The sequence below is a fragment of the Streptomyces tendae genome (assembly GCF_008632955.1).
Lineage (GTDB): Bacteria > Actinomycetota > Actinomycetes > Streptomycetales > Streptomycetaceae > Streptomyces.
This window is the reverse complement of record NZ_CP043959.1, coordinates 283,738-303,761: the sequence shown is the minus strand read 5'-3', so window position 1 is coordinate 303,761 and position 20,024 is coordinate 283,738. Positions and strand designations below refer to the sequence as shown.

18 protein-coding genes are annotated in these 20,024 nt (G+C 71.5%); 9 read left to right on the top strand and 9 right to left on the bottom strand.

Features of this window, described 5'->3' with window-relative positions; translation table 11 throughout:
• Positions 1 to 45 precede the first annotated feature (45 nt).
• The 5 genes from acs (at position 46) to F3L20_RS34370 (ending at position 6,010) form a co-directional block, all read left to right on the top strand.
• Complete coding sequence (acs, locus tag F3L20_RS01475; protein WP_150151327.1) at positions 46 to 2,001, top strand: acetate--CoA ligase; 1,956 nt, start codon at positions 46 to 48, stop codon at positions 1,999 to 2,001.
• Positions 2,002 to 2,731: 730 nt separating this feature from the next.
• The gene (gene nhaA, locus F3L20_RS01470; protein WP_150151324.1) at positions 2,732 to 4,168 is read left to right on the top strand and encodes a Na+/H+ antiporter NhaA; all 1,437 of its coding nucleotides are present in this window, start codon (positions 2,732 to 2,734) and stop codon (positions 4,166 to 4,168) included.
• Between the two features lie 85 nt (positions 4,169 to 4,253).
• Positions 4,254 to 4,742 (top strand): phage holin family protein, encoded by a 489-nt coding sequence (locus tag F3L20_RS01465; RefSeq protein WP_024885791.1) that lies wholly within the window; start codon positions 4,254 to 4,256, stop codon positions 4,740 to 4,742.
• A complete protein-coding gene (locus F3L20_RS01460; RefSeq protein ID WP_150151321.1) occupies positions 4,739 to 5,689 on the top strand; it encodes an alpha/beta fold hydrolase in 951 nt (316 codons plus the stop codon). The genes F3L20_RS01465 and F3L20_RS01460 overlap by 4 nt, the downstream gene beginning before the upstream one ends.
• A gap of 138 nt (positions 5,690 to 5,827) precedes the next feature.
• A complete protein-coding gene (locus tag F3L20_RS34370) occupies positions 5,828 to 6,010 on the top strand; it encodes a hypothetical protein (protein WP_078540982.1) in 183 nt (60 codons plus the stop codon).
• A gap of 48 nt (positions 6,011 to 6,058) precedes the next feature.
• Here the strand turns inward: F3L20_RS34370 and F3L20_RS01450 are convergent, their stop codons facing one another.
• The 3 genes from F3L20_RS01450 to nth form a co-directional block, all read right to left on the bottom strand.
• Positions 6,059 to 7,258 (bottom strand): MarP family serine protease, encoded by a 1,200-nt coding sequence (locus tag F3L20_RS01450; protein WP_150151319.1) that lies wholly within the window; start codon positions 7,256 to 7,258, stop codon positions 6,059 to 6,061.
• 45 nt (positions 7,259 to 7,303) lie between these two features.
• Positions 7,304 to 7,999 carry an NUDIX hydrolase gene (locus tag F3L20_RS01445; protein WP_150151316.1) on the bottom strand — a complete coding sequence of 232 codons (696 nt, stop codon included), beginning with the start codon at positions 7,997 to 7,999 and terminating at the stop codon, positions 7,304 to 7,306.
• A gap of 88 nt (positions 8,000 to 8,087) precedes the next feature.
• Positions 8,088 to 9,191: an endonuclease III gene (gene nth, locus F3L20_RS01440; RefSeq protein WP_150151313.1), complete on the bottom strand. Its 1,104-nt coding sequence runs from the start codon at positions 9,189 to 9,191 to the stop codon at positions 8,088 to 8,090.
• Positions 9,192 to 9,812: 621 nt separating this feature from the next.
• On the opposite strand from nth, the gene F3L20_RS01430 reads away from it, so the two are divergent.
• On the top strand, positions 9,813 to 10,487 hold the full coding sequence (locus tag F3L20_RS01430; RefSeq protein WP_006132548.1) for a Crp/Fnr family transcriptional regulator: 675 nt from the start codon (positions 9,813 to 9,815) through the stop codon (positions 10,485 to 10,487).
• A 101-nt stretch (positions 10,488 to 10,588) separates the two neighbouring features.
• Here the strand turns inward: F3L20_RS01430 and F3L20_RS01425 are convergent, their stop codons facing one another.
• The 4 genes from F3L20_RS01425 to F3L20_RS01410 form a co-directional block, all read right to left on the bottom strand.
• Entirely contained in the window at positions 10,589 to 11,419 is an 831-nt protein-coding gene (locus tag F3L20_RS01425; protein ID WP_150151309.1) for an MBL fold metallo-hydrolase, read from the bottom strand.
• Positions 11,416 to 12,297, bottom strand: coding sequence for an NUDIX hydrolase (locus F3L20_RS01420; protein WP_150151306.1), 882 nt, complete (start codon positions 12,295 to 12,297; stop codon positions 11,416 to 11,418). The genes F3L20_RS01425 and F3L20_RS01420 overlap by 4 nt, the downstream gene beginning before the upstream one ends.
• A 191-nt stretch (positions 12,298 to 12,488) precedes the next feature.
• Positions 12,489 to 12,959, bottom strand: a complete 471-nt coding sequence (locus F3L20_RS01415; protein WP_150151303.1) for a RidA family protein — start codon at positions 12,957 to 12,959, stop codon at positions 12,489 to 12,491.
• On the bottom strand, positions 12,956 to 13,117 hold the full coding sequence (locus F3L20_RS01410; RefSeq protein ID WP_003975360.1) for a DUF4177 domain-containing protein: 162 nt from the start codon (positions 13,115 to 13,117) through the stop codon (positions 12,956 to 12,958). The genes F3L20_RS01415 and F3L20_RS01410 overlap by 4 nt, the downstream gene beginning before the upstream one ends.
• Before the next feature lie 140 nt (positions 13,118 to 13,257).
• Here F3L20_RS01410 and F3L20_RS01405 point away from each other — a divergent pair, with 140 nt between their 5' ends.
• Together F3L20_RS01405 and F3L20_RS01400 are read left to right on the top strand one after the other, a co-directional pair.
• Complete coding sequence (locus F3L20_RS01405; protein WP_150151300.1) at positions 13,258 to 14,235, top strand: ArsA family ATPase; 978 nt, start codon at positions 13,258 to 13,260, stop codon at positions 14,233 to 14,235.
• Between the two features lie 202 nt (positions 14,236 to 14,437).
• Positions 14,438 to 15,826, top strand: coding sequence for an ArsA family ATPase (locus F3L20_RS01400; protein ID WP_150151297.1), 1,389 nt, complete (start codon positions 14,438 to 14,440; stop codon positions 15,824 to 15,826).
• Positions 15,827 to 16,323: 497 nt separating this feature from the next.
• Here F3L20_RS01400 and F3L20_RS01395 read toward each other — a convergent pair whose 3' ends face one another.
• The gene (locus F3L20_RS01395; RefSeq protein ID WP_024885781.1) at positions 16,324 to 16,662 is read right to left on the bottom strand and encodes a WhiB family transcriptional regulator; all 339 of its coding nucleotides are present in this window, start codon (positions 16,660 to 16,662) and stop codon (positions 16,324 to 16,326) included.
• A gap of 428 nt (positions 16,663 to 17,090) precedes the next feature.
• On the opposite strand from F3L20_RS01395, the gene F3L20_RS01385 reads away from it, so the two are divergent.
• Entirely contained in the window at positions 17,091 to 19,367 is a 2,277-nt protein-coding gene (locus F3L20_RS01385) for a transglycosylase domain-containing protein (protein ID WP_150151294.1), read from the top strand.
• A gap of 161 nt (positions 19,368 to 19,528) precedes the next feature.
• On the opposite strand, the gene F3L20_RS01380 is transcribed toward F3L20_RS01385, so the two are convergent.
• Entirely contained in the window at positions 19,529 to 19,993 is a 465-nt protein-coding gene (locus tag F3L20_RS01380; protein WP_150151291.1) for a GatB/YqeY domain-containing protein, read from the bottom strand.
• Positions 19,994 to 20,024: the final 31 nt, after the last annotated feature.

Below are 20,024 nucleotides of genomic sequence, written 5' to 3'. Positions count from 1 at the left end.
GCTGTGGCCTGGGACACAACGGACACCCTGGGAAAGGCAGATGCCGTGAGCAATGAAAGCCTGGCCAACCTTCTGAAGGAGGAGCGACGCTTCGCGCCCCCCGCCGACCTGGCCGCGAACGCCAACGTCACCGCGGAGGCGTATGAACAGGCCAAGGCTGACCGGCTCGGCTTCTGGGCCGAGCAGGCACGTCGGCTGACCTGGGCCAAGGACCCGGCCGAGACCCTCGACTGGTCGAACCCGCCGTTCGCCAAGTGGTTCCAGGACGGCGAGCTCAACGTCGCCTACAACTGCGTCGACCGGCACGTGGAGGCCGGCCACGGGGACCGGGTCGCGATCCACTTCGAGGGTGAGCCGGGCGACAGCCGCGCCATCACCTACGCCCAGCTCAAGGACGAGGTCTCCAAGGCCGCCAACGCCCTGCTGGAGCTGGGGGTCCGCAAGGGCGACCGGGTCGCCGTCTACATGCCGATGATCCCCGAGACCGCCGTGGCGATGCTGGCCTGCGCCCGCATCGGCGCCGCGCACTCCGTGGTCTTCGGCGGCTTCTCGGCCGACGCGCTCGCCACCCGCATCCAGGACGCGGACGCGCGCGTGGTCATCACCGCCGACGGCGGCTACCGGCGCGGCAAGCCGTCCGCGCTGAAGCCGGCCGTGGACGAGGCCGTCAGCCGGGTGGAGAGCGTCGAGCACGTCCTCGTCGTCCGCCGCACCGGCCAGGACGTCGCCTGGACCGAGGGCCGCGACGTGTGGTGGCACGAGGTGGTCGACCGGCAGAGCAGCAAGCACACCCCGGAGGCGTTCGGGGCCGAGCACCCGCTGTTCATCCTCTACACCTCGGGCACCACGGGTAAGCCGAAGGGCATCCTGCACACCTCCGGCGGCTACCTGACCCAGACGTCGTACACGCACTGGGCGGTGTTCGACCTCAAGCCGGAGACCGACGTCTACTGGTGCACCGCCGACGTCGGCTGGGTCACCGGGCACTCGTACATCGTCTACGGCCCCCTCGCCAACGGCGCCACCCAGGTCATGTACGAGGGCACCCCGGACACGCCCCACCAGGGCCGCTTCTGGGAGATCGTGCAGAAGTACGGCGTGACGATTCTCTACACGGCGCCCACCGCGATCCGGACGTTCATGAAGTGGGGCGACGACATCCCCGCGAAGTTCGACCTGTCGTCGCTGCGGGTGCTCGGCTCCGTGGGTGAGCCGATCAACCCCGAGGCCTGGATCTGGTACCGCAAGAACATCGGCGCGGACCGCACCCCGGTCGTCGACACCTGGTGGCAGACGGAGACCGGCGGCATCATGATCTCGCCGCTCCCTGGTGTGACCGCCGCCAAGCCGGGCTCCGCCCAGACCCCGCTGCCCGGCATCTCCGCCACCGTGGTGGACGACGAGGCGCGCGAGGTGCCCGACGGCGGCGGCGGCTACCTGGTGCTCACCGAGCCGTGGCCGTCGATGCTGCGCACCATCTGGGGCGACGACCAGCGGTTCATCGACACCTACTGGTCGCGCTTCGAGGGCAAGTACTTCGCCGGTGACGGCGCCAAGAAGGACGACGACGGCGACATCTGGCTGCTCGGCCGGGTCGACGACGTGATGCTGGTGTCCGGCCACAACATCTCCACCACGGAGGTCGAGTCCGCGCTGGTCTCCCACCCTTCGGTCGCCGAGGCGGCCGTGGTGGGCGCCGCGGACGAGACGACCGGCCAGGCGATCGTCGCCTTCGTGATCCTGCGGGGCACGGCGGCGGAGAGCGACGACCTGGTCGGCGAGCTCCGCAACCACGTGGGTGCCACGCTGGGTCCGATCGCCAAGCCCAAGCGGATCCTGCCGGTGGCCGAGCTGCCGAAGACCCGCTCCGGGAAGATCATGCGCCGCCTGCTGCGGGACGTCGCGGAGAACCGCCAGCTCGGGGACGTCACCACGCTGACGGACTCCACGGTCATGGACCTCATCCAGGCCAAGCTTCCGGCTGCGCCCAGCGAGGACTGACACGCGCCCCGGCCGGGCGGGCGGGCGGGTCGACCCCGCTCCGCCCGGCCGGGCGGGCGGGCAGGTCCCGCGTCCTGCCCGGACCCGCCGGGCGGGCAGACCTCGCTTCCCGCGCCCGACCCCGCCGAGGGGCAAGCTCCCGCCCCGCTCGGGCCGGTTCCGCGGGCTTGTCGTCCTGCCCCGCCCGGTCGAGTAGGCGGGCTACTCGTCTCACCCGCCCGGCCAAGTAAGCGGGCTTCTCTTCCCACGCGCCCACCGCGTAGGCGGGCTCCTCGTCTCACCCGCCCGCCCAAGTAAGCGGGCTTCTCTTCCTACCCGCCGACCGCGTGACCGGGCTTCTCGACCTGCCCACCCGACCGCGTGGGCGGGCTTCTCGACCTGCCCGCCCGGCCGCGTAGGCGGGCTCCTCGTATCGCCCGTCATGTGAAGCGAGCCACGTCCGTGGCGTCCCGTCACCGTGAGGTGACGCCCTTCGCACGGTCGGTCACCTCGCGCCACATGACCCTGCACCACCACGTTCCCGCAGGTCAGGGGCGTGTCCGCGGGCTCCGCCCCCCTCCGATCGCTCACCTCTGGCCCCGGTGCCTGACCGGGCCCGGGCCAGAGGTGTTGCTGGTGCGGCCTCGGGGCACGTTAGCTACGCTAAAGAACACAACACGCTGTCTCATGGAGCGCCGGGAAGTCTGGTCGGCACGCGATTCGTGCTGCCCGCCGACCGAAGGACCACACTGTGAGCGCCCCCCGCACCCCCACTCCCCACAAGGCTTTCGGACGCCTCTCCCTTCCCGAACGCAATTACGTCACGGAGGCGCTGCGCACCGAGACCGTCGGGGGTGTCCTGCTGCTGCTCGCCGCCGTCGCCGCGCTGGTCTGGGCGAACATACCCGCGCTGCACGACAGCTACGAGAGCGTCAGCGACTTCCACTTCGGCCCCGGGGCCATCGGGCTGAACCTCTCCGTGGCGCACTGGGCGGCCGACGGTCTGCTCGCGGTCTTCTTCTTCGTCGCCGGCATCGAGCTCAAGCGTGAGCTCGTCGCCGGTGACCTGCGCGATCCCAAGGCCGCCGCACTCCCGGTCGTCGCCGCCCTGTGCGGCATGGCCGCGCCGGCGCTGGTCTACGCGGTCACCAGCGGTGTGGGCGGCGGTTCCCTCGCCGGCTGGGCCGTGCCCACCGCCACCGACATCGCGTTCGCCCTGGCCGTCCTCGCCGTCATCGGCACCTCCCTGCCCAGCGCGCTGCGCGCCTTCCTGCTCACCCTCGCCGTCGTGGACGACCTGTTCGCGATCCTGATCATCGCTGTCTTCTTCACCGACCAGCTGAACTTCGCGGCGCTGGGCGGCGCGGTCGTGGGCCTGTTCGTCTTCTGGCTGCTGCTGCGCAAGGGCGTGCGCGGCTGGTACGTGTATGTGCCGCTGGCGCTGGTGATCTGGGGGCTGATGTACAACAGCGGCATCCACGCCACCATCGCCGGTGTCGCGATGGGCCTGATGCTGCGCTGCCACCGCCGCGAGGGCGAGGAGCAGTCCCCCGGCGAGCACATCGAGCACCTGGTCCGGCCGCTGTCGGCGGGCCTCGCGGTCCCGCTGTTCGCCCTGTTCAGCGCCGGAGTCGCGATCTCCGGCGACGCGCTCGCGAAGGTGTTCACCCAGCCCGAGACGCTGGGCGTGGTCCTCGGTCTGGTCCTCGGCAAGACGCTCGGCATCTTCGGCGGCACCTGGTTGACGTCCCGCTTCACGCGCGCCTCGCTCAGCGACGACCTGGCCTGGCCCGACGTGTTCGCCGTGGCGACACTCGCCGGCATCGGCTTCACCGTGTCGCTGCTCATCGGGGAACTCGCCTTCGAGGACGACGCGACGATGACGGACAGCGTGAAGGCCGCGGTCCTCGTCGGCTCGCTGCTCGCCACCGCCCTGGCGACCGTGCTGCTGAAGATCCGCAACGCCAAGTACCGCAAGCTGGCCGACGAGGAGGAGCGGGACGAGGACCTCGACGGTGTGCCGGACGTCTACGAGCAGGACGACCCGGAGTACCACCTGCGCATGGCCGAGCTCCTCGAGAAGAAGGCCGCGGAGCACCGGCGACTCGCCCGGGAGAAGGCCGCCGAACGGGACGCGCTTGCCGAAGTGCCGGGCGGGGCAGGCGATCGGCACGACGGTCCGGCATGATCTGACGAGACGGTACAAAAGACGGGACCGTCCCGCGCAGGCACGACGGACGTACGCGACGCGTACGCAGAAGAGGGAGACCGCGATGAGCGCACCCGACGGCAGCCCGGTCGGCGCCGAACGCAGCATCGGCCAGCTGTTCGCATCGGCGACGGCGGAGATGTCGGCACTGGTGCACGACGAGATCGCGCTGGCGAAGGCTCAGCTCAGGCAGGACGTGAAGCGGGGCGCGACCAGCGGTGGCGCGTTCATGGCGGCGGGCGTGCTGCTGCTGTTCTCCCTGCCGATGCTGAACTTCGCCCTGGCGTACGGCATCCGCACCTGGAGCGGGTGGAACCTCGGGTGGTGCTTCCTGCTGTCCTTCGCGGCGAACTGCATCGTCGCCGGTCTCCTCGCGCTGATCGGCGTCACCTTCGCCAAGAAGGCCAAGAAGGGCCGCGGCCCGCAGAAGGTCGCCGCCTCGATGAAGGAGACGGCGGGCGTCCTGCAGAAGGCCAAGCCGCATCCGCGTCCCGCCCTGCCGGAGAACCGGGGTCCCGAGGCCATCGAGGCTGTGGCACGCTCGTCCTCATGACGGACCCCGCCACTCCTTCGGCGCAACCAGCCTCGGTCGTACGCCTGGACATCCCGGGCGGCCCGGGACTCATCCACCGGGACGTCGCCGCCAACGGCGCCCGTTTCCACATCGCGGAGCTCGGCGACGGCCCGCTGGTGCTGCTGCTGCACGGCTTCCCCCAGTTCTGGTGGACGTGGCGGCACCAGCTGACCGCGCTCGCCGACGCCGGTTTCCGGGCCGTCGCCATGGACCTGCGGGGTGTCGGCGGCAGCGACCGCACGCCGCGCGGCTACGACCCGGCGAACCTCGCGCTGGACATCACCGGCGTGATCCGCTCCCTGGGCGAGCCGGACGCGGCGCTGGTCGGCCACGACCTGGGCGGCTACCTGGCCTGGACGGCGGCGGCCATGCGCCCCAAGCTCGTACGGCGGCTGGCGGTGTCCTCGATGCCGCACCCGAGGCGCTGGCGCTCCTCGATGCTCGCCGACGCCCGGCAGACGGCCGCCCAGTCGCACATCTGGGGGTTCCAGCGGCCGTGGGTCCCGGAGCGCCGGCTCACCGCGGACGACGGGGCGCTGGTGGCGCGACTCATCCAGGACTGGTCCGGGCCGCAGCCGCCCGATGAGAAGGCCCTGGAGATCTACCGGCGGGCCATGTGCATCCCGTCCACCGCGCACTGCTCGATCGAGCCGTACCGCTGGATGGTGCGGTCCCTGGCGCGCCCCGACGGCATCCAGTTCAACCGCAGGATGAAGCGCCCGGTGCGGGTGCCGACCCTGCATCTGCACGGCTCGCTGGACCCCGTGGTGCGCACGCGCAGCGCGGCGGGCTCGGGCGAGTACGTCGAAGCGCCGTACCGGTGGCGGTTGTTCGACGGGCTGGGGCACTTCCCGCACGAAGAGGACCCGGTCTCGTTCTCGACGGAACTGATCAACTGGCTGAAGGATCCCGAGCCGGATCGGTGACCGTACGGACGCTCTCGGTACCCGTCACACCCTCGCGGCCTGAACGCTTGTCCTACGAACGCCAATTGCCTGGCGCATAGGCCAATTGGCGGCCCCTCAGGCGGTTATGGACCTTGGGGCGGGGGCACACGTCGGGGTATGGGCTGGACGCACGACTACAGTGACGCAAGCCGCAATCGCCGCTCGGCGAGCGGTATGGGTTCCCACCAGCGAGGCGGTGCACCACAGATGGCAGCTACGGACCTCCGGGTCGGAATCCCGCGCATTCTCCGCCGCCGTGCGCGCTGGGTCTCGGTCCGGCTGCGTCACCCGCGCGGCTGACGGTCCGTCCGATCCGTTCGTGCGGGCCGCCGGTCCGGCTGCACCCGCTCAGAGCGCGCACTTGTCGCTGTCCACCTGCTGGGCGGCGGTACGGCCCTTGGCGATGTCCTCGCGGATCTCGTCGACGGTGAGCGCGTATCCCGTCTCGGCGTCGTCCAGCGACTTCGCGAAGACCACGCCGTAGACCTCGCCCTCCGGGGTGAGGAGCGGGCCGCCGGAGTTGCCCTGACGGACCGTCGCGTACAGCGAGTAGACGTCGCGGCGCACCGTGCCGCGGTGGTAGATGTCGGGGCCGTTGGCCGTGATGCGGCCGCGCAGCCGCGCCGCGCGGACGTCGTACGCGCCGTTCTCCGGGAAGCCGGCGACGATGGCGCTGTCCCCGCTGCTCGCGTCCTCCGTGGCGAAGCGCAGCGCGGGCGCGTCCAGATCGGGTACGTCGAGCACGGCGATGTCGCGCTCCCAGTCGTACAGGACGACGGTCGCGTCGTACTTCCTGCCCTCGCCGCCTATCTGCACGACCGGCTCGTCGACGCCGCCCACCACATGGGCGTTGGTCATGACGCGCCGGTCGTCGAAGACGAAGCCGGTGCCCTCCAGGACCTTGCCGCAGCTCGTCGCGGTGCCCGTCACCTTGACGATGGAACGCTGCGCGCGCAGCGCCACGGGGCTGCCCGCGAGCGCCGGGTCCGGCGGGCGGACGTCGGTGATGGGCTCGTTGGCGAACGGGCTGAAGACCTGCGGGAAGCCGTTCTGCGCGAGGACGGAGGAGAAGTCGGCGAACCAGATGTCCGCCTTGCCCGGCAGCGCCCGGGAGACGCCGAGCAGCACCTTGGAGCCGCGCACCTCCTTGCCGAGCGTCGGCAGGGTGGTACCCGCCAGGGCGGAGCCGATCAGCCAGGCGACCAGGAGCATCGCGACGACGTTGACCAGGGCACCGCCGGTGGCGTCCAGCGCCCGAGCCGGTGACCAGGTGATGTGGCGGCGCAGCTTGTTGCCGAGATGCGTGGTCAGGGCCTGGCCGACGGAGGCGCAGACTATGACGATCACGACCGCGACGACGGCGGCGGCGGTGCTCACCTCGGAGTTCTCCGTCATCGCGTCCCAGATGACGGGCAGTGCGTAGACGGCGACCAGTCCGCCGCCGAGGAAGCCGATCACCGACAGGATGCCGACGACGAAGCCCTGGCGGTAGCCGACCACGGCGAACCACACGGCGGCCACCAGCAACAGGATGTCCAGCACGTTCACCGATTCACGCCTCGCCTTGTCCTACGCAGCACGGCGCCCACCCTGTCACGCCCGCCAGTCCAGCGGGACCCGCTTGTCCCGATCCCAGGGACGCTCCCAGCCCGCGAAGTGCAGCAACCGGTCGATGACGCCCGCGGTGAACCCCCACACGAGGGCCGATTCGACCAGGAATGCCGGTCCCTGGAAGCCGCTGGGGTGGATCGCGGTCACGCGGTTGTCGGGGTGGGTGAGATCGGCCACTGGCACGGTGAAGACCCGCGCCGTCTCATTCGGGTCGACGACGCCCACCGGGCTGGGCTCGCGCCACCAGCCGAGCACGGGGGTGACGACGAAGCCGCTGACGGGGATGTACAGCTTCGGCAGCACGCCGAAGAGCTGCACGCCGGACGGGTCGAGCCCGGTCTCCTCCTCGGCCTCGCGCAGCGCCGCGCGCAGCGGTCCGTCGCCCTGCGGGTCGCCGTCCTCCGGGTCGAGGGCACCGCCGGGGAACGACGGCTGGCCGGCGTGCGAGCGCAGCGAGGTCGCCCGCTCCATGAGCAGCAGCTGGGGGCCGCGCTCGTCCTCGCCGAAGAGGATGAGGACGGCGGACTGACGCCCTGAGCCGTCCCCCGGCGGGAGGAAGCGGCTGAGCTGCTTCGGCGCGATCGTCTCTGTCACGTGGACCACCGGGTCCAGCCACGCGGGCAGCCCATCCCCGCTGAGGGTCACCGAACCCCCTTGCGTCCCGCTCGCGCGTGTCATACCCACCCCCGTCGTGCCGCGTCCCACGGATCCAACGCCCGGCCGCCCCGCGATCGTTCCACGGGCCGCACACACGCCCACCGTGCCGTCATCCGGCCCCCAGCGGCGGGGCGGGCCGGCCGCCGGCGTCGAGATACGCCTGCGGGGGCTTCAGGCGCTGGCCCGGCTGACCGGCCTTCTCGTACTTCAGCAGCTTGCGCGCCTTCTCCGGATCCGTCTCGCCCTCGCCGTAGGCCGGGCAGAGCGGGGCGATCGGGCAGGCGCCGCAGGCCGGCTTGCGGGCGTGGCAGATGCGGCGGCCGTGCCAGATGACGTGGTGGGACAGGTCGGTCCAGTCGCTCTTGGGGAACAGCGCGCCGACCGCCGCCTCGATCTTGTCGGGGTCGGTCTCCTCGGTCCAGCGCCAGCGGCGCACCAGGCGCTGGAAGTGGGTGTCGACGGTGATCCCGGGGCGCCCGAAGGCGTTGCCGAGCACGACGAACGCGGTCTTGCGGCCCACGCCGGGCAGCTTGACCAGGTCCTCGAGGCGGCCCGGCACCTCCCCGCCGAACTGCTCCACGAGCGCCTTCGACAGCCCGATGACCGACTTGGTCTTGGCGCGGAAGAAGCCGGTGGGGCGGAGGATCTCCTCCACCTCCTCCGGGTTGGCGGCGGCCAGGTCCTCGGGGGTGGGGTACCTCGCGAACAGTCCGGGGGTCGTCTGGTTGACGCGCAGGTCGGTCGTCTGGGCCGACAGCACGGTGGCGACGACGAGTTGGAAGGGGTTCTCGAAGTCCAGCTCGGGGTGGGCGTACGGGTAGACCTCGGCGAGCTCGCGGTCGATCCGGCGCGCCCGCCGCACCAGCGCGGTGCGGGATTCGCCCCGCGGGTGCGGGTCGACGGTCCTGGCGGGGGAGGCCGACACCGCGGCGGTGGCCTTCTGGGGCGCGACAACCTGCTTCCTGGGAGCGGGCGCCTTCTTGACGGCAGCGGCCTTCTTGACGGGAGCCGCCTTCTTGGCGGCGGGAGCCTTCTTCCGGGCGGCGGGAGCCTTCTTGGCGGAAGCCGCCTTCTTGGCGCTGGACGTCTTCTTGGCGGGGCTGGCCTTCCCGGCGGACGGAGCCTCCTCGACCGCGGTCGACTCCTCGGCGAAGCTCGCCTCCCCGGCCGACGCCGCCTTGTTCGCGGCGGCGGCCTTCTTGGCAGAGCTCACCTTCCCGGCCGACGCCGCCTTCTTCGCGGCGACGGCCTTCTTGGCAGAGCTCGCCTTCCCGGCCGACGCCGTCTTCTTCGGAGCGGCGGCCTTCTTGGCAGGGCTCGTCTTCTTGGCGGGCCTGGCCTTCCCGGCGGACGGCGCCTGCTTCGCCGCGCCCACTCCCTCGCCGGCGCTCGCCTTCTCGGCAGTGGCCTTCTTGGCCGACCCGGCCGCACCCTGGGGCGCTCCCGCGCGGGCCGGGCCGGACGTCCTCACGTCGTCCGGCGTCGCGGCCCCCCGCGACGCCGACCGCTTCGCCGCTTTCGTCGTTTCCCTACCGCCATCGGAGCCCTGTTCGCCCACAGCGGAATCGCGACCTGAACTCACCCGCGCAGCTCCCTCGGCCTGTGCTCTCACCGGCGATTTGGACACCCGGCCAGCCTACGACCCGACTCGGACATCCGCCCCGGACCCCGAAGATCGGCGTCCAATTGGACCCCTGCCGCTTACCCCGGCCGACCTGTGCGGCATCCTTGTGACAGATCACACTGTTTGGACCGTCCGGCAAAATGGGAACCACGGTCCCCTGGCACGTGGGGGAACCAAGATCCCCTGAGCAGGTCGACAAGGAGAGTACTCGTGGACGACGTTCTGCGGCGGAACCCGCTTTTCGCGGCGCTCGATGACGAGCAGGCCGCGGAGCTTCGCGCCTCCATGAGTGAGGTGACCCTGGCACGGGGCGACTCACTGTTCCACGAGGGCGACCCGGGCGACCGCCTGTACGTGGTCACCGAGGGCAAGGTGAAGCTGCACCGCACCTCCCCCGACGGCCGCGAGAACATGCTCGCCGTGGTCGGCCCGGGTGAGCTGATCGGTGAGCTGTCCCTGTTCGACCCGGGCCCGCGCACCGCGACCGCCACGGCACTCACCGAGGTGAAGCTGCTGGGCCTGGGCCACGGCGACCTGACGCCCTGGCTGAGCGCCCGCCCCGAGGTGGCCACGGCGCTGCTGCGGGCCGTCGCCCGCCGCCTGCGCAAGACCAACGACGCCATGTCCGACCTGGTCTTCTCCGACGTTCCGGGCCGTGTCGCGCGCGCCCTGCTCGACCTGTCCCGCCGCTTCGGCGTGCAGTCCGAGGAAGGCATCCACGTGGTGCACGACCTCACGCAGGAGGAGCTGGCCCAGCTGGTCGGCGCGTCCCGCGAGACGGTCAACAAGGCCCTGGCGGACTTCGCCCAGCGCGGCTGGCTCCGCCTGGAGGCCCGCGCGGTGATCCTCCTCGACGTGGAACGCCTCGCCAAGCGCTCCCGCTGACGCCTCACCTCGGAACCACCTCCGCGCCCCCACGGTCCCCGGCCTGTGGGGGCGCGAGTGTGTCCGGGGCGGCACGGAAGACGGCCGCGTGGGCGTCCGCGTCAGAGGATGCCGTGCTCCTTCAGATACTCCAGCTGCGCGCGCACGGAGAGCTCCGCGGCCGGCCAGAGGGAGCGGTCGACGTCGGCGTAGACGTGGGCGACGACCTCGGACGGGGTGCGGTGGCCGTCCTCGACGGCCGTCTCCACCTGGGCGAGCCGGTGGGCGCGGTGGGCGAGGTAGTACTCCACGGCGCCCTGCGCGTCCTCCAGCACCGGCCCGTGCCCGGGCAGGACCGTGTGGACACCGTCGTCGACCGTGAGCGACCTGAGCCGGCGCAGGGTGTCCAGGTAGTCGCCGAGGCGGCCGTCGGGGTGCGCCACGACGGTCGTGCCGCGCCCCAGCACGGTGTCGCCGGTGAGGACCGCCCGGTCCGCCGGCAGATGGAAGCACAGGGAGTCCGCCGTGTGCCCCGGGGCCGGGACGACCCGCAGCTCCAGGCCGCCGACAGTGACGACGTCCCCCGCGGCCAGCCCTTCGTCGCCGAGCCGCAGCGCCGGGTCCAGGGCGCGCACCTTCGTGCCGGTCAGCTCGGCGAACCGGCCGGCGCCCTCGGCGTGGTCCGGGTGACCGTGCGTCAGCAGGGTGAGGGCCACCCGCTTGCCCGCCTGCTCGGCGGCGCCGATGACGTGCCGCAGGTGACCGTCGTCCAGCGGTCCCGGGTCGACGACGACGGCGAGGTCCGAGTCCGGCTCGGAGAGGATCCAGGTGTTGGTGCCGTCCAGGGTCATGGCCGACGGGTTGGGCGCGAGCACGTTGACCGCGCGTGTGGTGGCGGGACCGGTGAGGACCCCGCCGCGCGGCTGGCCGGGAAGGGTGTTGGCGTCCGTCATGCGGGGGCTCCCCCGGTCGGGATGTGCTTGGTGAACTCGTCGTGCCCCGGCCAGGAGAGGACGATCTCGCCGCCCACCAGGCGTGCGGAGGCCAGCACCGGCGTGAGGTCCCGGGCGGGCGCCGCGTCGAGCGCCTCCGCCGGCGTGCCGTACGCCGTGAGCTGGCGCAGGGTCGCGATCGTCGGGGGCATCATCAGCAGTTCGCCCCGGTCGTACGCGGCCGCCGCCTCGCGCGGGGTGATCCACACCGTGCGGTCGGCCTCCGTGGAGGCGTTGCGGGTGCGCTGGCCCTCGGGGAGCGCGGCGACGAAGAACCAGGTGTCGTAGCGGCGGGGCTCGAACTCGGGGGTGATCCAGCGGGTCCAGGCGCCGAGCAGGTCCGAGCGCAGCACCAGACCGCGCCGGTCGAGGAACTCCGCGAAGGACAGCTCCCGTGCGACGAGCGCGGCCCGGTCGGCCTCCCAGTCCGGGCCGGTGGTGTCGCCCACCACGGAGTCGGGGGCGGGCCCGGCCAACAGCACGCCGGCCTCCTCGTACGTCTCCCGTACGGCCGCGCAGACGATCGCCTGGGCCACCGCCCGGTCGACGCCGAGCCGGTCGGCCCACCAGTCGAGGGAGGGGCCGGCCCAGCGGACGTGCCGGTCGTCGTCACGCGGGTCGACACCGCCGCCGGGGTAGGCGTACGCGCCGCCCGCGAACGCCATGGACGTACGGCGGCGCAGCATGTGCACGGCGGGTCCGCCGGCGGTGTCCTTGAGGAGCATGACGGTGGCCGCCCGCTTCGGCGTGACGGGAGTCACCTCACCGCTCGCCAGGGCCCTGATCCGCTCGGGCCACTCCGGCGGGTACCACTGCCCGCCAGCCTGCGCATTCGCCATGGCCGGAGGCTATCCCGAGACGCCCGGATGTTCGAGTGCCCCTCGGGGCGGGCGGGGAGCACGGGCCCGGAGACGGCCGTCGTCACCCGCCCGGAGCAGCGGGGGCCGGACGGCCGTCGCCCCGGCCGTGCGAAGTGGCCACGGCCGGGGCGACGGTCGAAGGAAACGCGCGGAGGGCGCTCCGGGGAGGGCTACGCCTCCGTGAGCTCCACCTGCATCTCGACCTCGACCGGGGCGTCCAGCGGCAGGACCGCGACGCCCACCGCGCTACGGGCGTGGACGCCCTTGTCGCCGAGCACCTCGCCCAGGAGTTCGCTCGCGCCGTTCACCACGGCGGGCTGGCCGGTGAAGTCCGCGGCGGAGGCGACGAAGCCGACGACCTTCACCACGCGCGCCACGCGGTCCAGGTCACCGACGACGGACCTGACCGCGGCGAGCGCGTTCAGCGCGCAGATGCGGGCCAGGTCCTTGGCCTCCTCGGGGGTGACCTCCGCACCGACCTTGCCGGTCGTCGGAAGCTTGCCGTCCACCATCGGCAGCTGGCCGGACGTGAACACGTAGCGGCCCGACGTGACGGCCGGCTGGTACGAGGCGAGCGGCGGGACGACCTCCGGCAGGCTCAGGCCCAGCTCGGCCAGCCTGGCCTCGACGACGCCGCTCATGCCTGCTTCTCGCGCTTCAGGTAGGCCACCAGCTGCTCGGGGTTGTTCGGCCCGGGCACGACCTGGACGAGCTCCCAGCCGTCCTCGCCCCAGGTGTCCAGAATCTGCTTCGTTGCGTGGACGAGCAGCGGCACAGTCGCGTATTCCCACTTGGTCATGCGGCCGACTCTAGCCGCTGCCGCGACCGCCGCCCGCGCCGCCGTCACGCGGCACGGGACGAGGGCGCGGGGCGCCACACGAGGCCGGGAACATCACCCGGAGCCGCCACTGCGCGCGGCAAGCATTTAGGCTCGAAGACGTGAGCAGGCTCCAGGTCGTGAGTGGCAAGGGCGGAACCGGCAAGACCACGGTGGCCGCCGCTCTGGCGCTGGCCCTGGCCGAGGAGGGGAAGCGGACGCTTCTCGTCGAGGTCGAGGGCCGGCAGGGCATCGCGCAGCTCTTCGAGACGCAGGCGCTGCCGTACGAGGAGCGGAAGATCGCCGTCGCTCCTGGGGGCGGGGAGGTGTACGCCCTCGCCATCGACGCCGAACTGGCTCTTCTGGACTACCTCCAGATGTTCTACAAACTCGGCAGCGCCGGCCGGGCCTTGAGGAAACTCGGCGCGATCGACTTCGCCACCACCATCGCACCCGGCGTCCGGGACGTCCTGCTCACCGGCAAGGCGTGCGAGGCGGTGCGGCGCAAGGACCGCAGCGGCCGGTTCGTCTACGACTACGTCGTGATGGACGCCCCGCCGACCGGCCGCATCACCCGCTTCCTCAACGTCAACGACGAGGTGGCCGGGCTCGCCAAGATCGGCCCGATACACAATCAGGCGCAGGCGGTCATGCGGGTGCTGAAGTCACCGGAGACGGCCGTGCACCTGGTGACCCTGCTGGAGGAGATGCCGGTGCAGGAGACCGCGGACGGCATCGCGGAGCTGCGCGCGGCCCGGCTGCCGGTGGGGCGGGTCATCGTGAACATGGTGCGCCCGCAGGTGCTGGACGCGGACGCCCTGGAACGCGTCGGGTCCGTCCCCCGTTCCTCCGTCGCGCGGTCGCTGTCCTCCGCCGGGCTGGGCGGCGCGCGGCGCGGCGGCCACGCCGAGCGGCTGGTGGAGCCGCTGATCGGGCAGGCGGAGGAGTACGCCGAGCGGTACGCGCTGGAGACCGAGCAGCGGGCCGTGCTGGCGGACCTCGGGGTGCCCTTGCACGAACTGCCGCTGCTGGCCGAGGGGATGGACCTGGCCGGGCTGTACGCGCTGGCGCGGAAGCTGCGCGGACAGGGCGTCTCGTGACCGCCCGCACGACCCGGACAGTCGTGACCGGCCGCACGCCCCGGACGGTCGTGACCGGTCGCCGTACGGCCCGGACGGTCGTGACCGGTCGCCGTACGGCCCGGTCGCCGCTCGCTGGGCGTTCCTGTCGCACCCGCCCGCACCACCGTCACCGCCGTATCGGCCCCGTCACGAGTCGGAAGCACCGGAAGCAGGGGATGTCATGAGTCGTCGTCCGGAACCGGCGCAGGCGAACGACCCGGTCCGTCACCACCTCTCGCCCACCCTCTCCCTCGACATCGACCCGCTGATCGAGAACCCGGACACCCGGATCGTGGTGTGCTGCGGCTCGGGCGGCGTCGGCAAGACGACCACCGCCGCGGCCCTGGGGCTGCGCGCGGCCGAGCGGGGCCGCAAGGTGGTGGTCCTCACCATCGACCCGGCGCGCCGCCTCGCCCAGTCCATGGGCATCGACTCACTCGACAACACCCCGCGCCGGGTGAAGGACGTCGACGACTCCGCGGGCGGCGAGCTGCACGCGATGATGCTCGACATGAAGCGCACCTTCGACGAGATCGTCGAGGCGCACGCGGATCCCGCGCGGGCCGCCGCGATCCTGGGCAACCCCTTCTACCAGTCGCTCTCCGCGGGCTTCGCCGGCACGCAGGAGTACATGGCGATGGAGAAGCTGGGGCAGCTGCGGTCCCGGGACGAGTGGGACCTCATCGTGGTCGACACCCCGCCGTCCCGTTCCGCGCTGGACTTCCTGGACGCGCCCAAGCGGCTCGGCTCCTTCCTCGACGGCAAGCTCATCCGGGTGCTGCTGGCGCCGGCGAAGGTCGGCGGCCGTGCGGGGATGAAGTTCCTGAATGTCGGGATGTCGATGATGACCGGCGCGCTGGGCAAGGTGCTGGGCGGTCAGCTGCTGAAGGACGTCCAGACCTTCGTGGCCGCGATGGACTCGATGTTCGGCGGGTTCCGTACCCGCGCGGACGCCACGTACAAGCTGCTCCAGGCGCCCGGGACGGCGTTCCTCGTGGTGGCGGCCCCGGAGCGGGACGCGCTGCGCGAGGCCGCCTACTTCGTGGAGCGGCTGGCGGCGGAGGACATGCCGCTGGCCGGTCTGGTGCTCAACCGGGTGCACGGCAGCGGCGCCGACCGGCTGTCGGCCGAGCGGGCGCTGGCCGCCGCGGAAAATCTTGAGGACTCCCGCATTGTGGATCAGGGGGACGGGAAAGCTGGACTTCGTAACTCTCCCGACACGTACGGCAGTTCAGAGTCACCCGCGCGTAACGTCACCGACGGAGGCTCCCCCGCCACCGAGGACGGCACCGGCGCGGCTCCCGAGCACCCGGCAGCGGACGGCGACGCGGACGCGGAGCGGTCCGTCGACCGTCTCACCGCGGGCCTGCTGAGGCTGCACGCCGAGCGCATGCAGCTGCTCTCACGCGAGCAGCGCACGCGTGACCGCTTCACCGCGCTGCACCCCGAGGTGGCGGTGGCCGAGGTGGCCGCCCTGCCCGGCGACGTGCACGACCTCGCGGGGCTGCGGGACATCGGCGAGCGGCTCGCGGCCGGGCGACCGGAGCTGCCGGAAACGCCCCTGATGTGACGCGACGCGTCCCGTTACGCGGCAGAAAGGGGCGTAGGCACGGCGCAGCACCTCGGGAAACGGCACGTCACGTCCCGTACGGCGACGCACACGTCGGCACCGGGCCGGCCCCGTTCCGCACCCGCGCGCGAGAACGCGCGATCAAGGCGGGGCACACCCACCGGCGCGGGGCACCCGGCACTCCACGGGTCCGCCCCGGAGCATCCGGCCTCGCAGGCGCGCGAGGCCGCCGTTCCGGCCCCGTCCCGAAGGTCCGGCCCCGTCCCGAAGGTCCGGCCCCATCCCGAAGGTCCGGCCCCATCCCGAAGGTCCGGTCCGAGCCCGAAGCCTCATGGCGCCATGGCCCCATCACTCAGGGGCCCTGTGACCCCATCACCCAGGGGCCCTGTGACCCCATGACGCCATGGCCGGACGGCTCATGGCCACGACCCCTGCCCCGAGAGACCGCGTGCACCCGGTCACGGAACCGGGCACGCGCCGAGGACCCCCGAAAGCTCTCAGCTCACCGCGGCGTAGTCCTGGAAGACCTCGTCGTCGCTGAGCGGCACGACGCCCGTGCCACGCTCGTACTCCGAGCGCGCGGTCTCCAGCAGCCGGCGCCAGGAGGTCACGGTCGGCCGCCGGCGCAGCAGCGCGCGGCGCTCACGCTCCGTCATGCCTCCCCACACGCCGAACTCGACGCGGTTGTCGAGCGCGTCGGCCAGGCACTCGGTACGCACCGGGCAGCCGGTGCACACCGCCTTGGCCCTGTTCTGCGCTGCTCCCTGAACGAACAGTTCATCCGGATCGGTAGTGCGGCAGGCAGCCTGCGCACTCCAGTCGGTAACCCAGCCCATACCGGCGCCGTCCTCTCCCGAATCGAGGCTCCCCCACGGCGGCAGCGGCATATTCACCGCCGCCAGTTGAGGACGTTACGGAAGGTGGACACAGCGCAACACCCCCAGCGGGCCCAATCTTGAATGGTCCGAACGGACTATGGGTAAGCGGCAGATCACCCGGGGGAGTGAGGGGGCGACATGCGGGACCAAGCGGGCATATAGGGGTAGTTCAGTTGCGTCACAACGGGCACCACGTGACACACGAGGCGATCCGGACACGGTCTCCACGCCCCTCGACTGAACTCATATGAAGAAAGTCGAGAAGATCCGGAACGATTCGGGGTCGCCGGACGTATTGATACGTGGCCTCACTGCTGTGACAGTTGAGTGCAGCTTAGGCCAAGGCATATACGCTTGTCCGGCGAATGAGAACGTAGGCTGCTCCCATGCCAAAGAAGCGCTCGGGCGGTGGTCTGTCCTCCACGCAGCAGGCCGCCAAGTTCCTCGGTGTCAGTGTCCTCGCGGGGGCCGTGATGGCCGGCATCGCACTGCCCGCGGTGGGCGCGCTGGGCCTCGCGGCGAAGGGTTCGGTCGAGAGCTTCGACGAGCTCCCGGCCAATCTGAAGACGCCGCCGCTGAGCCAGCGCACCACCATCCTCGACGCCGACGGCGGCCTCATCGCCACCGTCTACTCGCGCGACCGCACGGTGGTCGACCTCAAGGACATCTCGCCGTACATGCAGAAGGCGATCGTGGCCATCGAGGACTCCCGCTTCTACCAGCACGGGGCGGTCGACCTGAAGGGCGTGCTGCGCGCGCTCAACAAGAACGCCCGCAGCGGTGAGGTCTCCGAGGGTGCCTCCACGCTCACCCAGCAGTACGTGAAGAACGTCTTCGTCGAGGAGGCGGGCGACGACCCGACGAAGGTCGCGCAGGCCACCCAGCAGACCATCGGCCGCAAGATCGCGGAGCTGAAGTACGCGATCCAGGTCGAGGAGGAGCTGGGCAAGAAGAAGATCCTCGAGAACTACCTGAACATCACGTTCTTCGGCCAGCAGGCCTACGGCGTGGAGGCGGCCGCCCAGCGCTACTTCTCCAAGCCTGCCAAGGACCTCAAGCTCCAGGAAGCGGCCCTCCTCGCCGGCATCGTCCAGTCGCCGAGCCGCTACGACCCGGTCAACGACGAGGCCGAGGCGAAGAAGCGGCGCAACACCGTCCTGCAGCGGATGGCCGAGGTCGGCGACATCTCGACCGAGGAGGCAGCCGAGGCGGCACGCTCCCCGCTGGGCCTCAAGGTCAGCAAGCCGAAGAACGGCTGCATCACCGCGGCCAAGGGCGCGGGCTTCTTCTGCAAGTACGTGGAGAAGGTCTTCCTCAACGACCCGGTCTTCGGCAAGACCCGCGAGGAGCGGGCGAAGACCTGGAACCAGGGCGGCCTGACCATCCGTACGACGCTGGACCCGCAGGCGCAGGAGTCGGTGCAGGACGCGCTGAAGGACCACGTCTACCAGTCGGACAAGGTCGCCGCCGCCTCCACGCTGGTGGAGCCGGGCACCGGCAAGGTCGTCGCGATGGGCCAGTCCAAGCCGTACGGCTACGGCAAGGACGAGACGGAGATCAACTTCTCCGTGGACTCGGCCTGGGGCGGCTCCAACTTCGGGTTCCCGACCGGTTCGACGTTCAAGCCGTTCGTGGCCGCCGCCGCCCTGGAGGAGGGCCGGCCGCCGACGCAGACGTACTCCGCGCCGTACGAGATGCCGTACCCGGACACCGTGCGCGGCTGCGACAAGCCGTGGGTGAACGACGGCAACTACAAGCTGGAGAACGAGAACGAGTCCGAGGTCGGGCCGTACCCGCTGCAGGAGGCGATGGCCAAGTCGGTCAACACCTACTTCGTGCAGATGATCGAGGACATCGGGATGTGCCCGGTGGTGACCATGACCGACAAGCTCGGCGTGGTCCAGGGCAACGGGGACAAGATCCCCGAGGTGCCGTCCTCGATGACCCTCGGCTCCACCGGCCTCTCCCCCCTCACCATGGCGAGCGCCTACGCGGCCTTCGCCTCGCGGGGCATGTACTGCACGCCGGTCGCCATCGAGTCGATCACCCAGAAGAACGGCGACCAGTCGAAGTCGCTGCCGGTCCCGAAGTCGACGTGCTCGCGGGCGATGAGCGAGCAGACCGCGGACACGGTCAACACCCTGCTCAAGGACGTGATCGACTCCGGTACGGGGCAGCAGGCCGGCCTCGGCGACGCGCGCGACAACGCCGGTAAGACGGGTACGACGGACGAGCGCAGGAACGCCTGGTTCGTCGGCTACACGCCGAACATGTCGGGCGCCGTGTGGGTGGGCAGCGCCAGCCAGAAGGTGAAGATGCGGGACATCACCATCGGCGGCCAGTACCACTCGCTGGTCTTCGGTGGCGCCGTCCCGGGCCCCATCTGGCGCGACGCCATGACGGGCGCCCTGGAGGGCAGGGAAGCGCCGGACTTCCACACGGTGCACATCCCGAAGCCGGAGAAGCCCGGAAAGCCCGGCGGCGACGGTGACCGTGACGACGGCGGCAACGGCGACGAGGGCTTCATCGGCGGCCTGATCAACGGCGGCAACGGCAACGGGGGCGGCAACGGCGGAGGCGGAGGCGGCGAGCCCAACCCGGGCATCTCCCTCCCCGAGGGCTTCATCCAGGGCCCGGGCAACGGGCCGGGCGGCCGCCGCTGAGCCCTGGCGGGCGGCAAGGACGAGGTGAACGGCGGGCGGCCCCTTCCCCGGGTGGGGAAGGGGCCGCCCGCCGTTTCACGGCTGTTCAGTCAGAGAGACGAGGTGCCGTACGCGGCTGCCTCCCCGGGGCGACGGGGCGCTGCCGCGCCGGTTCGCCCGGCTCAGCCCGCCAGCAGCTTCTTCACGACGGCGGCCACCCGGCCGCCCTCCGCCTGACCGGCCACCTTCGGGTTCACGATCTTCATGACGGCACCCATGGCACGCGGACCCTCGGCACCGGCGGCCCGGGCCTCCTCCACGGCCTGCGCGACGATCACGTTCAGCTCGTTGTCGGACAGCTGCTTGGGCAGGTACGCGGCCAGCACCTCGCCCTCCGCCTTCTCCCGCTCCGCCTGCTCGGGACGGCCACCCTGCGCGAAGGCGTCCGCCGCCTCACGGCGCTTCTTCGCCTCGCGGGTGATCACCTTCTGCACCTCGTCGTCGGACAGCTCGCGCTTCGCCTTGCCCGCGACCTCCTCCTTGGTGATCGCGGCGAGCGTCAGCCGGAGCGTCGAGGAGCGGAGCTCGTCGCGCTCCTTGATCGCGGCGTTGAGGTCATCCTGCAGCTTCGACTTGAGCGTGGTCATGACTTGATTGTCGCAGGTGCCGGGGCGGCGG

What these genes read in the sequence shown, in the direction of transcription:
- F3L20_RS01385 (WP_150151294.1), top strand. Translation starts at nt 17,091, where the DNA reads ATGCCAAAGAAGCGCTCGGGCGGTGGTCTGTCCTCCACGCAGCAGGCC.
- F3L20_RS01420 (WP_150151306.1), bottom strand. Translation starts at nt 12,297, where the DNA reads ATGGCGAATGCGCAGGCTGGCGGGCAGTGGTACCCGCCGGAGTGGCCC.
- F3L20_RS01415 (WP_150151303.1), bottom strand. Translation starts at nt 12,959, where the DNA reads ATGAGCGGCGTCGTCGAGGCCAGGCTGGCCGAGCTGGGCCTGAGCCTG.
- F3L20_RS01460 (WP_150151321.1), top strand. Translation starts at nt 4,739, where the DNA reads ATGACGGACCCCGCCACTCCTTCGGCGCAACCAGCCTCGGTCGTACGC.
- F3L20_RS01395 (WP_024885781.1), bottom strand. Translation starts at nt 16,662, where the DNA reads ATGGGCTGGGTTACCGACTGGAGTGCGCAGGCTGCCTGCCGCACTACC.
- F3L20_RS01445 (WP_150151316.1), bottom strand. Translation starts at nt 7,999, where the DNA reads ATGACACGCGCGAGCGGGACGCAAGGGGGTTCGGTGACCCTCAGCGGG.
- F3L20_RS01400 (WP_150151297.1), top strand. Translation starts at nt 14,438, where the DNA reads ATGAGTCGTCGTCCGGAACCGGCGCAGGCGAACGACCCGGTCCGTCAC.
- F3L20_RS01410 (WP_003975360.1), bottom strand. Translation starts at nt 13,117, where the DNA reads ATGACCAAGTGGGAATACGCGACTGTGCCGCTGCTCGTCCACGCAACG.
- F3L20_RS01380 (WP_150151291.1), bottom strand. Translation starts at nt 19,993, where the DNA reads ATGACCACGCTCAAGTCGAAGCTGCAGGATGACCTCAACGCCGCGATC.
- F3L20_RS01465 (WP_024885791.1), top strand. Translation starts at nt 4,254, where the DNA reads ATGAGCGCACCCGACGGCAGCCCGGTCGGCGCCGAACGCAGCATCGGC.
- F3L20_RS01425 (WP_150151309.1), bottom strand. Translation starts at nt 11,419, where the DNA reads ATGACGGACGCCAACACCCTTCCCGGCCAGCCGCGCGGCGGGGTCCTC.
- F3L20_RS34370 (WP_078540982.1), top strand. Translation starts at nt 5,828, where the DNA reads ATGGGCTGGACGCACGACTACAGTGACGCAAGCCGCAATCGCCGCTCG.